This is a genomic window from Phenylobacterium sp., from assembly GCF_030697305.1.
Taxonomy (GTDB): Bacteria; Pseudomonadota; Alphaproteobacteria; order Caulobacterales; family Caulobacteraceae; genus Phenylobacterium.
Genome location: NZ_JAUYQL010000041.1, coordinates 21,744 through 35,169, shown reverse-complemented (window position 1 = coordinate 35,169; position 13,426 = coordinate 21,744). Strand labels below are relative to the sequence as shown.

Sequence of the window (13,426 nt, the reverse complement as noted above, 5' to 3'; positions counted from 1 at the left end):
GCGAGCAGGACGACGGATGAGCGACAGACCTGCCTCGGAAGAACCTTCCGCCAAGACGCTGCCCGCCACCGACTCCGGCGCGCCGCCGACCGCCAGCAATCAGGCGCAGCTGGACGCGCACAGTTATCGGCTGCCGGCGTTCGACATGGACTTCCTGCTCAGCGAAGAGATGCGCGGCGTGCGCTTTCAGTTGGAGTGGGAAAAGGCCGACGTGCTGCTGCGCGAATGGGGCATCCGCTCGACGCTGATCGTCTTCGGCAGCGCGCGCATCCCCTCCCCAGAGCAGGCGCAGGCGCTCACCGACGCGGCTCAAACGCCGGACGAGATCGCCTACGCCGAGCTGCGCAGCAGGCAGGTCCCGTTCTACGAGGCGGCGCGCGCGTTCGGACGGATCGCCTCGCTGCGCGGCGGGGCGTTGGCGCCGCGCGACCGCTGGCGCGACAACGTAATCGCCACCGGCGGCGGCCCAGGCGTGATGGAAGCGGCGAACCGCGGGGCGATGGAGACCGGCGCGCCCAGCATCGGCTTCAACATCACCCTGCCGACCGAACAGCAGCCAAACCCGTTCACGACGCCGGAGCTGACCTTCCGCTTCCACTATTTTGCGATGCGCAAGATGCATCTGGCGGCGCGGGCCCGCGCGCTGGTGGTCTTCCCCGGCGGGTTCGGCACGCTGGACGAGATGTTCGAGCTGCTCACCCTGATGCAAACCGGAAAGAGCGCGCCGCTGCCGGTGGTGCTGTTCAATCGGGACTACTGGACGCGGATCATCTCGTTCGAAGGCCTCGCTGAGGCGGGCATGGTGGCGCCTGGCGACCTGAAGCTGTTCGACTTCGCCGAGAGCGCCGAGGAGGTCTGGAGCCTGCTCGTCGCGCGCGGGGTGGCCGAGCCGTGAAACCGATCGAGATCTTCATCGACGCCGACGCCTGCCCGGTGAAGGACGAGATCTACAAGGTGGCGCAGCGCTATGGCCTGAAGACCTGGGTGGTGGCCAACAGCTTCCTGATGGCGCCGACCTCGCCGCTGGTTGAGCGGGTGGTGGTCGACGCAGGCCCCGACGCCGCCGACGACTGGATCGCCGAGCATGCCGGCGCGGGCGACATCGTGGTCACCCAGGATATACCGCTGGCGGAACGCGCGCTGCAGGCCGGGGCTGCGGCCGTCGCGCCCACCGGGCGGCCGTTCACCGTCGACTCGATCGGCTCGGCGATCGCCCAGCGGGCATTGATGGAGCAGCTTCGATCGACCGGCGACATCATCGGCGGGCCGAAGCCCTTCGATCGCAATGACCGTTCACGCTTCCTCCAGGCGCTCGACCAGATGGTCAACCAGGAGCAACGACGGCGCGCGGCGCGGCCCCGCTAGCGGCCATCCGCCGGCGAGGCTAGCGTGGAAACGTGCCCAGGAGTGTGAGCAGCATGAGTCGTTCGAGCGCCCTCGCGGCGATCTGCCTGTCGTCTGGGCTGCTGGTCTCGGCCTGTGGGCCGTCGGGCGGCGCATCGAAGACCACAGTCGAGGTGACGTTGAGCCCGGCCGAGAAGCAGGCGGCGCTGGCCAGCCTGCCAGCCCCGTACAACACCGGCGACCTGGAGAACGGAGAACGCCAATTCGGGGTCTGCCGCTCGTGCCACACGATCGCGCCGGGCGGGCGCAACATGACCGGGCCTAACCTCTACGGCGTGTTCGGCCGCAAGGCGGGCTCGGTCGAAGGTTTCGCCTATTCGGATGCGGTGAAGGCCGCCGGTTTCGTCTGGGACGGCGCACACCTGGATCAATGGTTGACCAACCCGCGGACCTTCCTCCCAGGCACAAAGATGTCGTTCGCCGGCATCAAGGCGGAGAAGGACCGCGTCGACCTGATCGCCTACTTGAAAGTCGAGACTGGCGCCGGCAAACCTGCCGTAACGGAACCCAAGACACAACCTTGACGGGTTCCATAGTGCAGCCCATCGTTGTGCGGCGCGGCTGGTCATTGCATCTGTCGGGTCGCGCCGATGTCGCGCCCGCCCCCAAACCTGGCGCGACGGAGATCGGGCGCGGATGGGGTCCGCCAAGCCCGCCCGCTTCGCGCCGCGGCCGGCGCTCCCCCGCCGGTCGCCGCCATCGACGCGCCTATTCGGCGGCGTTGGCGGGACGGGTTTCTTCCATGGTCTCAAAGGCCTCGATGCGCCGCGCGGTCGCCTGGGGCGACTTCGTGAAGCGAGCCAGCATGTTGTAGAACACCGGCACCACGAACAGCGTCACCAGGGTGGTGAAGATCGCGCCGAAGAAGATCACCACGCCGATTGTCTTGCGGCTGGCGCCGCCCGCGCCGCCCCACAGGATCAGCGGCACCGCACCGGCGGCGGCTGAGATCGAGGTCATGATGATCGGGCGCAGCCGGAGCGAGGCCGATTCGATCACCGCCTCGCGGATCGACAGGCCGCGGTCGCGCAGTTGGTTGGCGAACTCGACGATCAGGATGCCGTTCTTGGCGGCGATGCCGACCAGGATGATCAGCCCGATCTGGCTGTAGGTGTTGACCGTCGAGCCGGCGATCAGCAGGCCGAACAGCCCGCCAAGCGCCGCAACCGGCACGGTGAGCATGATCACCGCCGGATGTATCCAGCTTTCGAACTGAGCGGCGAGGACCAGAAACACCAGTAGCAGCGCCATTGCGAAGGCGAGCCCGACCGCCCCGCCGGCTTCGAGGTAGTCGCGCGCCTGACCGCCCCACTTGATGGTCAGCCCTGGCTGCTTGGCGATCTCCGCCTGGAAGAAGCTCACCGCCTCGCCCACCGTGTAGCCGGGGTTGAGCTGCACCTGGACCGAGATCGATCGCAGTCGGTCGAGGCGCGATCGGTCGGGGGTGTCGCCGCGCACCTGTGTGGTGACTACAGACGACAGCGGCACGGCGTCGCCGGACGCGGAGCGGACATAGAGTTTGCGCAGGTCGCTCTCGCTCTCGCGGCGCTCGCGATCGGTCTGCAGGATGACGTCGTATTCCTGGCCGTTGCGGATGTAGGTGGTGACCTTGCGCGAGCCGAACATGGTCTCCAGCGCGCGCCCAATGGCCTGGGCCGAGACGCCCAACGACAGGGCGCGGTCGCGATCGACATTGACCAGCAGGCGCGGCGAGGTCGGTTCGTAGTCGAGGCGCGCCCGCGCCAAGCCCGGGTTACCCTCCGCCGCCTGCATCAGGATTTTCGCCGAGCGCTCGATCTCGGGATATTCGTTGCCCAGCACGATCACCGACACGCTGGCCCCACCGCCGCCACCGCCGCCCCCTCCGCCGCGTTGGAGGCTCGGCTGGACGGAGGCCACGACCCGCGCAGAGGTCACCGAACTGAGTTCGCGGTTGAGCTGGGCGGCCAGTTCCTCGGAGGTTATCTTGGCGTCCGGGCTGAGGATGGCGTTGCCGCCGGCGGTGTTGAACTGGGACGAACCAAAGCCCGGCGTCGACAGCACGTAACGCTGGATCACCCCGTCGGCGAGCAGCTTCAGCAGCCGCGCCTCCACCTGCGCGCTGGCGGCCTTGGTGTAGTCGTAGCCGGCGCCTTCGGGCCCGCTGATGTTGTAGTTCACCCGCCGGCGGTCCTCGTTCGGCACCAGCTCGCGGGGCAGCGAGGCGAACACGCCCACAGCCATCAACGCCAGCACCAGGACGACCAGCGAGGTGGCGATGCTGGCCACACGGCGGCCCAGCATCATCTCAAGCGTCGCGTGGTAGGAATTGCGCAGCCGCGTCATGCCGTCGTCGACGCTACGCGCGACCCAGCCCTCGCCCTTGGCGGGGCGAAGCAGCTTCGAGGCCAGCATCGGCGACAGGCTGAGCGCCAACAACGCCGAGAACGCGACCGCCGCGGTGATCGCCACCGCGAGCTCCACGAACAACCGGCCGATGTAGCCAGGCATGAACATCAGCGGCGCGAACACCGAAATCAGCACGACCGTCGTCGCCACCACGGCGAAGAACACCTGGCGCGCGCCGCGCTGGGCGGCGATCAGCGGCGGCTCGCCCTCGTCGATGCGGCGTTGGATATTCTCGACCACCACGATGGCGTCGTCGACCACCAGGCCGATGGCCAGCACCAGGGCCAACAGGGTCAGCAAGTTGATTGAGAAGCCCAATGGGGCCATCACGATGAACGCCGACAGGATGCAGATCGGGGCGACGATCGACGGGATCAGCGCCGCGCGCCAGGTGCCCAGGAACAGGAAGTTCACGATGGCCACCAGCCCGAGCGAGATGCCCATGGTGATCCACACTTCTTTGATCGCTTCCTCCGTGAACTGGGTGAAGTCGATCGCCACCTCGAGCTTAGTGCCGGCCGGCAACGAACGATTGATCTCCGGGAGCTGTTCGCGCACGCCATGGGAAATATCCAGGTCATTGGCCTGCGACTGGCGGGTGATCGGCAGGCTGACCAGTTCGCGGCCGTTGGAGCGGAACGAGCGACGTCGCTCGTCAGGCCCCTCCTCCACCCTGGCGATGTCGCCAAGCCTGGTGACGTAGGGGGCGGAACTGGACCCCGTCGTCGCACTGGCGGTCCGGCTGGCGGGGACCACCGGGAGCTGGGCGAACTGTGCCGGCGTTGAATAGCCGCGGGCGACGCGGATGGTGAAATCCTTCGCCGGCGCCTCCAGCGAACCTGCCGGCAGCTCGAGGTTCTGGCTGTTCAGAGCGTTCTCGACATCGTCGACTGTCACCCCGCGCGCGGCCATCGCTTCTGGGTCCAGCCAGATGCGCATGGTGTAGGTCTGCGCCCCGCCGACGCCGACGGCGGCGACGCCGGGTACGGTGGAGAACCGCTCCACCAGGTAGCGTTGGGCGTAGTCGGTGAGTTCGAGCCGGTTCAGCTTCGTCGAGCTGAAGCTCAGGAACATGATCGGTTGGGCGTCGGCGTCGGCCTTGGCGATCTGCGGCGCATCGGCCTGATCGGGAAGGCGCGCAATCACCCGTGAGACCGCGTCGCGCACGTCGTTGGCGGCCGTATCCAGGTTACGGTCGAGGGTGAAGGAGATATTGATCCGCGAGACGCCGTCGCGTGACGAGGAGTTCACCCGGTCGATGCCCTCGATACCAGCGACCTGCTGTTCGATGACTTCGGTGATACGCTCTTCGATGACCTCGGCTGAGGCGCCGCGATAGTTGGTCTGCACCGAGACGATGGGCGGGTCGACGCTGGGCAGTTCGCGCACCGGAAGGGTGATGAAGGCCGCCGCGCCGATCACGCACAGGATGATCGCGGCGACCGCCGCGAGCACAGGCCGACGAACGGAGACGTCCGACAGCATCATGCCGTAGGTCGCCTCGGCGGCGTCGAAACGGGAGCGCCGCCGCCTGCACCGGCGCGCGGTCGCGCCGAGCCCTGACCGACAACCTTCACCGTCTGCCCGCTCTGCACCTTGTTGAGCCCATCGGCGACGATGCGATCACCGGCCTGCACGCCTTCGATCAGCTCGACATAGCCTTGCTGCCGCTCACCCGTGACCACCGGGCGCCGTTCGGCGACCGTACGCTCGCCTTGGGTGACCAGCACAAACACGAAGGCCGAATCGCCCTGCACGGAAACTGCCGATTCCTGCGCCGACAGGCCCTGATGTTCACCGCGCGCGATGGCGACGCGCATCAGCATCCCGGGACGCAGCCTGCCCCCGGGATTGGGGAATTCGGCGCGGGCGGTGATGGCGTGAGTGTTCGGGTCGACCCGGGTGTCGAGCTTGGCGATCCGCCCGGCGATGGCCTGGTCGGGATAGGCGTCGGCGTGGGCGACGATCGGCTGGCCGTCCCGCAGCGAGGCGACGTAGCGTTCTGGAACTTCGAAATCGACGCGCACCGCCGACAGATCGTCCAGGGTGGCGATCACCGCGCCTGGATTGACCAGCGCGCCGGGAGCGATGTCCGAAAGTCCGACGACGCCGGCGAACGGCGCGCGGATCAGCCGGTCGTTGCGGCGGGCTTCGGCGGCGCGCACGTCCGCGACGGCGCTCTGATAGTCGGCCTCATACTGATCGACGGACGCCTTGGCCGCGAAGCCCTTGGCCGACAGGGCCTTCCAACGATCGTAGGCGCGCTGGGCCTGGACGAGCTTGGCCCGCGCCTGTTCCAGACCGGCGTCCTGCTCGGAATCCTTCAACTCGACGAGCACCGCGCCGCGCCCAACGCTCTGGCCGTCGGTGAAGTTGACCTTTTGCACAAGCTGGGTCGCCGCCGCGCTGAGGGTGACGGACTGGCGCCCCTTGGCGACGCCGAGGACGTCGATGGCCTCGACGAAGGTGCGTTCGGTCACCGTGGTGGTCGAGACCTGGGCGGCCATGCCGCCGCGCCCGCCAGGTCCGCCTGGGCCGCCCTTGCCTGCGGGCGCGCCGGCGGCCGCCTGGTTAGGGCCGGAGTGACGTGTCGCCAGCTTCAGCCCGCCGACGACGATCATGGCGAGAAGGATCACCAAGGCGCCCGCGAGGAAGAAATGCCGTCGTAGCAAACCGTCGAACTCCGTCGCCGCAGGCGCTTATCAATCAAGGATTTAAAGCGCCTCTTAGGGGGTCCTTATGCGCCCCGTCCAGTAACAGAACTATGGCTGTAGGTTGCGGCGCTGAAATACCCCGCGTTCCAGGCGTTCGACGCCAAAGCGAAGCTGCTGGTCAATCGCGTCTTACCCGCAAACCCAGGCACGACGTGAAGCCGGATGGCGAGGTGGCGTTAAGCATGTTTTTATACCCTGAGATGATGGTCACGGTGGCTTAACCGACATCAACAGACGGATCGTGGATTGGGCGTGGCCGCGAGCACCGACAGCCTGCTGCAACTCGCGAGAAGCCGGGCCCCCGCCGACCGGGGGCACCTGCTGCTGGCGCTCGTGGAATTGTGCGACACGAGCCAAAGCGGACGGGTGATGAACGCGCCGCCCGTGCAGGCGCTGCTCTCCTCGATCTTCATGAGCGTCGTCGTCGAGGCCGAACGCGATATCCGCAAGCGTCTCGCCGAGAAGTTGGCGAGCGCCGCGTGGGCGCCTGCGGCGCTGGTCAACGTGCTGGCGCTGGACGACATAGAGATCGCCGCGCCGATCATCGCGGCGAGTCCTGTGCTCAAGGACCAGGACCTGGTCCGCCTGCTGCTCGAAGCCACGCTGGACCATCAGATCGAAGTGGCGCGCCGGCCGAGGCTTGGCCCGCCCGTCGTGGCCGCCATCCTGCAACAGGCGGAGCCGGCGGTATTGACCGCCCTCGCCGCCAATACAGCCACACACCTGACCCCCGCGGACATGGTGAAACTGGTGGAGGCGTCGCGGCGCATCGCCTCGCTGCGATCACCGCTGGTCCGCCACCCGGAATTGACCACTGACCTCGCCCAACAACTTTACGTCTGGATCGGCCAATCGCTTCGTCAGTCGCTGGCCAGCCGCTTCCGCCTGGACACGGCGGCGCTGGACGCCGTGCTGGCCGACGCAGTGCGCGAGGCGCACGGCGGAATCGTCAACGAAGCGTCCAGCGCCGTGGTCTGGACGCGCGAGGACGAGCGCGAGGACATGGAGCGGCGGCTGGTCGCCAAGCTGCAGAGTGCGGGACAACTGCGGCCGGGATACCTGCTGCGGGCGTTGCGTGAGCGCAAGCTCAGCCTGTTCGTCACTGCGCTCGCGGCGCTTGGCCGGTTCGAAGCCGATGATGTGCGACGCGCGATCGACAGCAAACAACCGGAACTGTTGGGCCTGGCCTGCGCTGCAGTGGCCATCGACCGGAGCGTGTTCCCGACGATCCTGGACCTCGTGCGACGGCTGAACGGCGGCCACCCCGACGGTGGCGACGAGGGCGCGCGGCGTGCGATCGGCGCGTTCGGATCGTTCTCGCCGGCGGTCGCCGGAGCCGCCTTCCGCCAAGCCATCCGCACGGTTTGACAAGCCGCTCGGGCTGGGCGCTTGTGGCGGCGAAATGTCGAAACTCGAGCCTCTCGTGAACCGCGTCGCCTTCGTCGCCAGCGACCGCCCTGAGGCGCAGGAAGCGCGCGAACGACTGATCGGCCGCTATGGCGGCGCGGCGCCTGGCGAGGCGCGCGTGATCGTCGCCCTGGGCGGCGACGGCTTCATGCTCGAGACGCTGCATGCCCGCATCGACGAGCCCAAGCCGATCTACGGCATGAACCGCGGCTCGGTCGGATTCCTGATGAACGAGTACAGCGAGGATCACCTGCTGGAGCGCATCGAGGCGGCCGAGCGCGCGGTGATCCATCCGCTGCGGATGACCGCAATCGACGCCGACGGCAGAGCGCACGAGGCGCTGGCGATCAACGAGGTGTCGCTGCTGCGCCAGACGCGCCAGACCGCCAAGCTGCGGATCCTCATCGACGGCAAGACGCGGATGGACGAGTTGCAGTGCGACGGGGCGATGCTGGCGACGCCGGCGGGCTCCACCGCCTACAACCTGTCGGCGCACGGACCGATCATTCCGCTCGACGCCAAGGTGCTGGCCCTGACCCCGATCAGCGCGTTCCGTCCCAGGCGCTGGCGCGGCGCGCTGCTGCCGCACGCCGCCACCGTGCAGTTCCAGATCCTGGAGGCCGAGAAGCGACCGGTCAGCGCGGTGGCCGACAATTTCGAGGTGCGTGACGTTATCGACGTCAGCGTCACCGAGGATCGGAGCGTCAGCTTGACGATGCTGTTTGATGCGGGACGGAGCCTGGAAGAGCGCATGCTGGCCGAGCAGTTTTCCGTCTGAAAACAGTCGCCTGAGCCTCATGGGTTATTAACGCATCCCACCTATCTTACGGGCAGAATTCTCTAGGAGACCGCTCGTGAGCCAGCAGAACTCTGGACAGGTGATCCAGGTCCCGAACACCCTTCGTCTAAAGGTCGGCGGTCGCTTCGGCGCTATCGATCCGAGCGCCATCGCCAAGGCCGAGGCGGCTCTGAAGAGCCTGTCCGGCAATTTCGCCCAATGGCTGCAGGACGAAGTGACCAAGCTCGAAGCCGCCCGCCAGCGGGTGAAGACCGAAGGCGCGACGCCCGAGACCATGGAGTCGCTTTACCTGCGCGCCCATGACCTGAAGGGCCTGGGCGCGACGTACGAATTCCCGCTGATCACCCGCATCGCCGGTTCGCTGTGCAAGCTGATCGACGACAAGGAGAAGCGCGTCGAGGCGCCGATGGTGCTGATCGACGCCCACATCGACGCGGTGAAGGCGGCGATCCGCGACGATATCCGCACCGACCAACACCCGGTCGGTCAGATCCTGATCCAGGAACTGGAACGCCGGGTCACCGAATCCGGAGCCTGAGGCGGGATAGGCCCGACCCATTCCGCGTCCTTCTTCCGCAAGGGGAGAAGGGCTGGCTCTAGTTCAGCCTAGCCAATCCGGAACAACCTAGGCGGCGCCGGCTGGCGCGGGCGCGGCCATGGGTTCGGCCACATCGCCGTAACCGGCGTCCAGGGGCAGCACGAGGAAGCGACTCCCGTCCTTCTCCAGCAGCTTGGGCTGCACTGTGACGATGGTGCGCGCACCGGCACGCACGACCGCATCGCCGGCATCGGCCGCTTCGGCCAGCAACTGCAGATTCATGCGGGTCGGGAAGATGACGTTCTTCTCGCCCGTCAGCGCCAGGCGCACCGCCTCGGACGGCGCGATCCATTCGGCGTCCACCGTCTCATGCCCGTCGCAGGCTGCGAGCTGGTCGTCCGGCGCCTTGGCCGTATAGAACCAGGTATCGAAGCGCTTGGGCATCCACTGCGGCGTGACCCAGTGGGCGAACACCGTGAGCGCGCCCAGGTCCAGCTTGGCGTCGAGATCGCGGACCACGTCGAGGAAGGCTGTCTCACCGGCGTCCACCGCCTTGCGCACCTCCATCGGACAGGCCTCGCCGCCGATCGAGCGGCCGTCGGAATGGCGGGCGAGCAGGATGCCGGCCTCTTCAAAGACCTCGCGGATGGCGGCGATGCGCAAGCCCCGCTGGTCGGCGTCATGGTCGTCCCAGCCGATCGTCCAGTCGCGCCAGGCCTGATCGTGGTCGCCCGCATGGCTCTTGCCGCCCGGGAACACCAGAGCGCCCGACGCGAAGTCGATCTGGTGATGGCGTTTGACCATCAGGACTTCGAAGCCGGGCTCGTCGCGCAGCAGCATGATGGTCGCGGCGGCGCGGGGCGTGACGGGTTCGGGCGTGTCGGTTTGGGGCGTGCTAGGCATTTCGCCAGCTTGTGCGAAATCGCTCATCGCCGCAAGCCGTGCACGACTGCATTTTGAGCCGGGCGACAGAAATTAGTCAGCAGATATTACGTCAGTGATTACAGGAAGATGCAGGTCGTGTTGACCATCACGCGGCGTTGCGCGCGTTGGCGGGCCGGCGTGCTTCAGCGGCGACGCGGTCCATCTTCTCGAGCAGATATTCCACATCCTCGCGCACGGCGGTGTGCGGTTGGGTGAGGAAGCGCTGCATCAGGTGCTCCTGGAAGCGCTTGCGCTCGCCGGCGGACCCGTCGAACGACATCGAGTGATAGGCGTCGACCCCGGCGCGGAACGCCGGGAGCAGACGCGCCGGCAGCCCTGCCCGCTCGTAGATGGCGCGAAGGCCCAGGGGGCCCGCGTCGTGGATCATCAGCCAGGTGCGGTGGTGTGGGATCGAGGCGAGCTCGGCGAGCGACCACTCGAAGAACGTCATGTGCCCGTGAACCAGCGCGCGCAGCAGCAGCGATGCCGTAAGCCGCTCGTGCTTGTTGAGGTGCGCCACGAAGCTGCGCATGTCGGCGGCGCGGCCCGCCTGATCGACGAGGTCGATGGTGGCGCGTTCCTTGGCGCCCAGCGCGATCTGCAGCGCCAGGTCCGGCGACAGGGCATGGGCGCTGACGAGGTGGTCGAGCACCTTTTCGCTGACCAGCTCGACCAACTTCTCGGTCACCGCCAGCGGCAAGGTGTTGCGGTAGGCCATCGCCGACAAAACACGCTCGGACTGTTCGAAGCGATCGATGACCTTCTGCAGGGATCGCTCGGCGAAGTGGGCGTTGTCGTTGGCGCAGGCGGCCTCCACCGCGCGTTCGACGCCGACTTCGGCGATCACGTCAGTGACGGTGGACGACAGCGCCGGCCGCTTGGCCACGGCGACCTGACGGATCGGCTCACCCAGACGGATGATCTCGGCCAGGTCCTCGTCCGTGAAGGCGGGCGAGAAACTGAGGATCGGCAGGGCGACGCCGTCGACGTCACGGGCGAGCTTGAGCGCCACGTCCCTCGGCAGCGCGGGTGAATTCTTCAAGGTCACGGCCACGGCGCGACGCACCAGCTCGGCGGCGTCGGTGGCCATCACCCTCAAGATGTCGTGGGCGCGCTCGCGCTCTTCGGGATCAAGCTCGGCCGCCTCGATGGTGCGGCAAAGCTTGTGGGCGGCGACAGCGCGCTCGTCGGGCGTCGCGCCTTTCACCAGCGTACGGAGATCTTCGTCCGTTAACGCCGCGCGGGTGTTCGCCATCTGGCCTTGGTCCCCTTAGCCCGCAAGTCCTGCCTGATCATTGACGGTTAGGCTTAACGATTGATTGCTGAACGGGTCTGCGTCGACACGATCGGCGCAACGTCCTGGAGTTGTGGATTAACGATGTCGGGTAACCGCGCGCAAACCGAGACGGCGTAGTTTCAGGCGATCTCCAAAAAGGGCGCGCCGTGACGTTTCAGACCGATGCCACTGCGCTCGACACAACCCGAGGCGGACACTCCGTCACCCAGCAGGCGCTGGAGGCCCAGACCGCCCTGCTGCCCTATGCGCTAGGGGCGTTCGGGATCAGCCTGCCGATCTACGTCTGGGCCGGCAGTCACGCGCCCAATAGCGTCTGGATGACCGGCAGCTTCGCGATCTTCGCGATCGCCTGGGCGGCGTTCTACGCGGTGGTGAACTGGCTGAAGCAGCCGCAGGCCGCGAACCTCACTTTGCGCGGCCGGGTGCACGTGCTGGCCGGGCTTATCTGGGCCGCGGTGATCGGCCATGTGGCGCTATTCGCCGACAACGCCGGACCGGCGCGCGAGGCGTTGATGCTGGTGGCTCTGGCCGGCGCGGTGATCTGCATCTTCTTCACCTCCACCTGGCTGCCGAGCCTGCTCATCGTCGGGCCGGCGATCGCGTCCGGCCCGCTGATCTTGCTGTTCACCAGCTCCGAGGGCCGCGAGCTCGCCGTGCAGGGCTGGGGCGCGCTGGCGCTGGCGTTCGCGCTGTCGCTGATGCTGAACCGGCTGTTGCGACGACAGTTCGCGCTGGCCGCCGACCGCGAGATGCTGATCGCCGAACGGGCGGGCACCGTCGAAGAGGCGCGACGCCTGGCGCAGTCGAAGTCCGATCTGGTGTCCACGCTCTCGCATGAGATCCGCAACGGCCTGAGCGGCGTGGCCCACGTGCTGGCGGCGGCGGCGGGGCGCGGCGGGCGTTCGGCCCCATCCCGCGAGCAGTTGTCCGCGGCGCTGGACGCAGCCAACGATCTGATCGCGGTGCTCAACACCACACTGGATTCCGAGACCGCCGAGAGCGGCCGGCTGGCGGTGGAGATCCGCTGCTTCGAGCCGGTCTCGCTGGTCCACGACCTGGTGTTGCTGAACCGGCCGAACGCCGCGGCCAAGGGGCTTGAATTCACCCTGCACGTACCGGCCGACCTGGACGAGCTTCGCCACGGCGCCGGCGTCGCCGATCCGACGCGGGTGCGTCAGATCCTCGCCAACCTGATCGGCAATGCAGTGAAGTTCACCATCCGCGGCCGCATCGAGGCGCGCATAGAGCGGGTCGGCGAGAACCGGCTGGCGATCGAGATCGCCGACACCGGCCCCGGCCTGACACCTGAGGAGATGGAGCGGGCGTTCGAGCCCTTCCATCGGATCGAGCGGACCAGCGCCGGCACCTCCGGCGCCGGGCTGGGCCTGTCGTTGGCCCGGCAACTGGCGCGGCTGATGGGCGGCGAGCTGACGGCGCACAGCGCGCCGGGCGTGGGAAGTTGCTTCCGCCTGGAGATGCCCTTCGACGCAGCGGCCGAGCCCGAGCTTGCCGCCGCACCCGCGGCCGCGTCGGACAAGGCCAAGGCCGAACGCGGATCGATGCGCATCCTCATCGCCGAGGACGACCAGCTCAACGCCGCGATGCTGCGCGCGATCCTGGAGCAGCTCGGCCACCAGGTCGTGCACGCCGTGGACGGACGCCGCGCGGTCGATCTGGCCACGGTGTGCGATTTCGACCTGGTGATGATCGACGGACGGATGCCGAACATGGGCGGGCCGCAGACCACCGCGGCGATCCGCGCCCTGCCCGGCGCCGCCGGCCTCGCCCCGATCATCGCGGTGATCGGCGGCGACGCAGACGAGGCGGCGGAATGCACCCAGGCCGGCGCGGACGCCGTCCTGCGCAAGCCGGTGAGCCTGTCGACGGTGGCGCGCGCCGTGGCCGACGCCAGAGCAGTGGAGCGCACGCCGCGCACGCGGCGGGTCGCCTAAGGG

At 67.8% G+C, this 13,426-nt stretch carries 11 protein-coding genes; 7 read left to right on the top strand and 4 right to left on the bottom strand.

Annotated features, from left to right (window positions below; translation table 11 throughout):
- Window positions 1-145 precede the first annotated feature (145 nt).
- From Q8R27_RS04905 to Q8R27_RS04895, 3 genes are read left to right on the top strand one after another with little or no spacing between them, the layout of a single operon-like run.
- Window positions 146-895, top strand: a complete 750-nt coding sequence (locus tag Q8R27_RS04905; protein ID WP_305697954.1) for an LOG family protein — start codon at window positions 146-148, stop codon at window positions 893-895.
- A gap of 5 nt (window positions 896-900) precedes the next feature.
- On the top strand, window positions 901-1,365 hold the full coding sequence (locus Q8R27_RS04900; protein WP_305697953.1) for a YaiI/YqxD family protein: 465 nt from the start codon (window positions 901-903) through the stop codon (window positions 1,363-1,365).
- A 53-nt stretch (window positions 1,366-1,418) separates the two neighbouring features.
- Window positions 1,419-1,928, top strand: a complete 510-nt coding sequence (locus tag Q8R27_RS04895) for a cytochrome c family protein (protein WP_305697949.1) — start codon at window positions 1,419-1,421, stop codon at window positions 1,926-1,928.
- A 184-nt stretch (window positions 1,929-2,112) separates the two neighbouring features.
- On the opposite strand, the gene Q8R27_RS04890 is transcribed toward Q8R27_RS04895, so the two are convergent.
- Both Q8R27_RS04890 and Q8R27_RS04885 read right to left on the bottom strand, forming a co-directional pair.
- Window positions 2,113-5,277: an efflux RND transporter permease subunit gene (locus Q8R27_RS04890; protein ID WP_305697952.1), complete on the bottom strand. Its 3,165-nt coding sequence runs from the start codon at window positions 5,275-5,277 to the stop codon at window positions 2,113-2,115.
- Window positions 5,277-6,428, bottom strand: a complete 1,152-nt coding sequence (locus tag Q8R27_RS04885; protein ID WP_305697948.1) for an efflux RND transporter periplasmic adaptor subunit — start codon at window positions 6,426-6,428, stop codon at window positions 5,277-5,279. Before Q8R27_RS04885 ends, Q8R27_RS04890 begins: the two co-directional genes overlap by 1 nt.
- Window positions 6,429-6,758: 330 nt before the next feature.
- On the opposite strand from Q8R27_RS04885, the gene Q8R27_RS04880 reads away from it, so the two are divergent.
- The 3 genes from Q8R27_RS04880 (at window position 6,759) to Q8R27_RS04870 (ending at window position 9,250) form a co-directional block, all read left to right on the top strand.
- Complete coding sequence (locus Q8R27_RS04880; RefSeq protein WP_371134647.1) at window positions 6,759-7,874, top strand: DUF2336 domain-containing protein; 1,116 nt, start codon at window positions 6,759-6,761, stop codon at window positions 7,872-7,874.
- Between the two features lie 34 nt (window positions 7,875-7,908).
- Complete coding sequence (locus tag Q8R27_RS04875) at window positions 7,909-8,691, top strand: NAD kinase (protein WP_305697946.1); 783 nt, start codon at window positions 7,909-7,911, stop codon at window positions 8,689-8,691.
- A gap of 76 nt (window positions 8,692-8,767) precedes the next feature.
- A complete protein-coding gene (locus tag Q8R27_RS04870; RefSeq protein WP_305595285.1) occupies window positions 8,768-9,250 on the top strand; it encodes an Hpt domain-containing protein in 483 nt (160 codons plus the stop codon).
- An 87-nt stretch (window positions 9,251-9,337) separates the two neighbouring features.
- Here Q8R27_RS04870 and Q8R27_RS04865 read toward each other — a convergent pair whose 3' ends face one another.
- Together Q8R27_RS04865 and Q8R27_RS04860 are read right to left on the bottom strand one after the other, a co-directional pair.
- Window positions 9,338-10,153 (bottom strand): NUDIX domain-containing protein, encoded by an 816-nt coding sequence (locus tag Q8R27_RS04865; RefSeq protein ID WP_305697951.1) that lies wholly within the window; start codon window positions 10,151-10,153, stop codon window positions 9,338-9,340.
- 127 nt (window positions 10,154-10,280) lie between these two features.
- Window positions 10,281-11,429, bottom strand: coding sequence for a DUF2336 domain-containing protein (locus Q8R27_RS04860; protein ID WP_305697945.1), 1,149 nt, complete (start codon window positions 11,427-11,429; stop codon window positions 10,281-10,283).
- Between the two features lie 188 nt (window positions 11,430-11,617).
- On the opposite strand from Q8R27_RS04860, the gene Q8R27_RS04855 reads away from it, so the two are divergent.
- On the top strand, window positions 11,618-13,423 hold the full coding sequence (locus tag Q8R27_RS04855; RefSeq protein ID WP_305697944.1) for an ATP-binding protein: 1,806 nt from the start codon (window positions 11,618-11,620) through the stop codon (window positions 13,421-13,423).
- The last annotated feature ends 3 nt before the right edge of the window (window positions 13,424-13,426 follow it).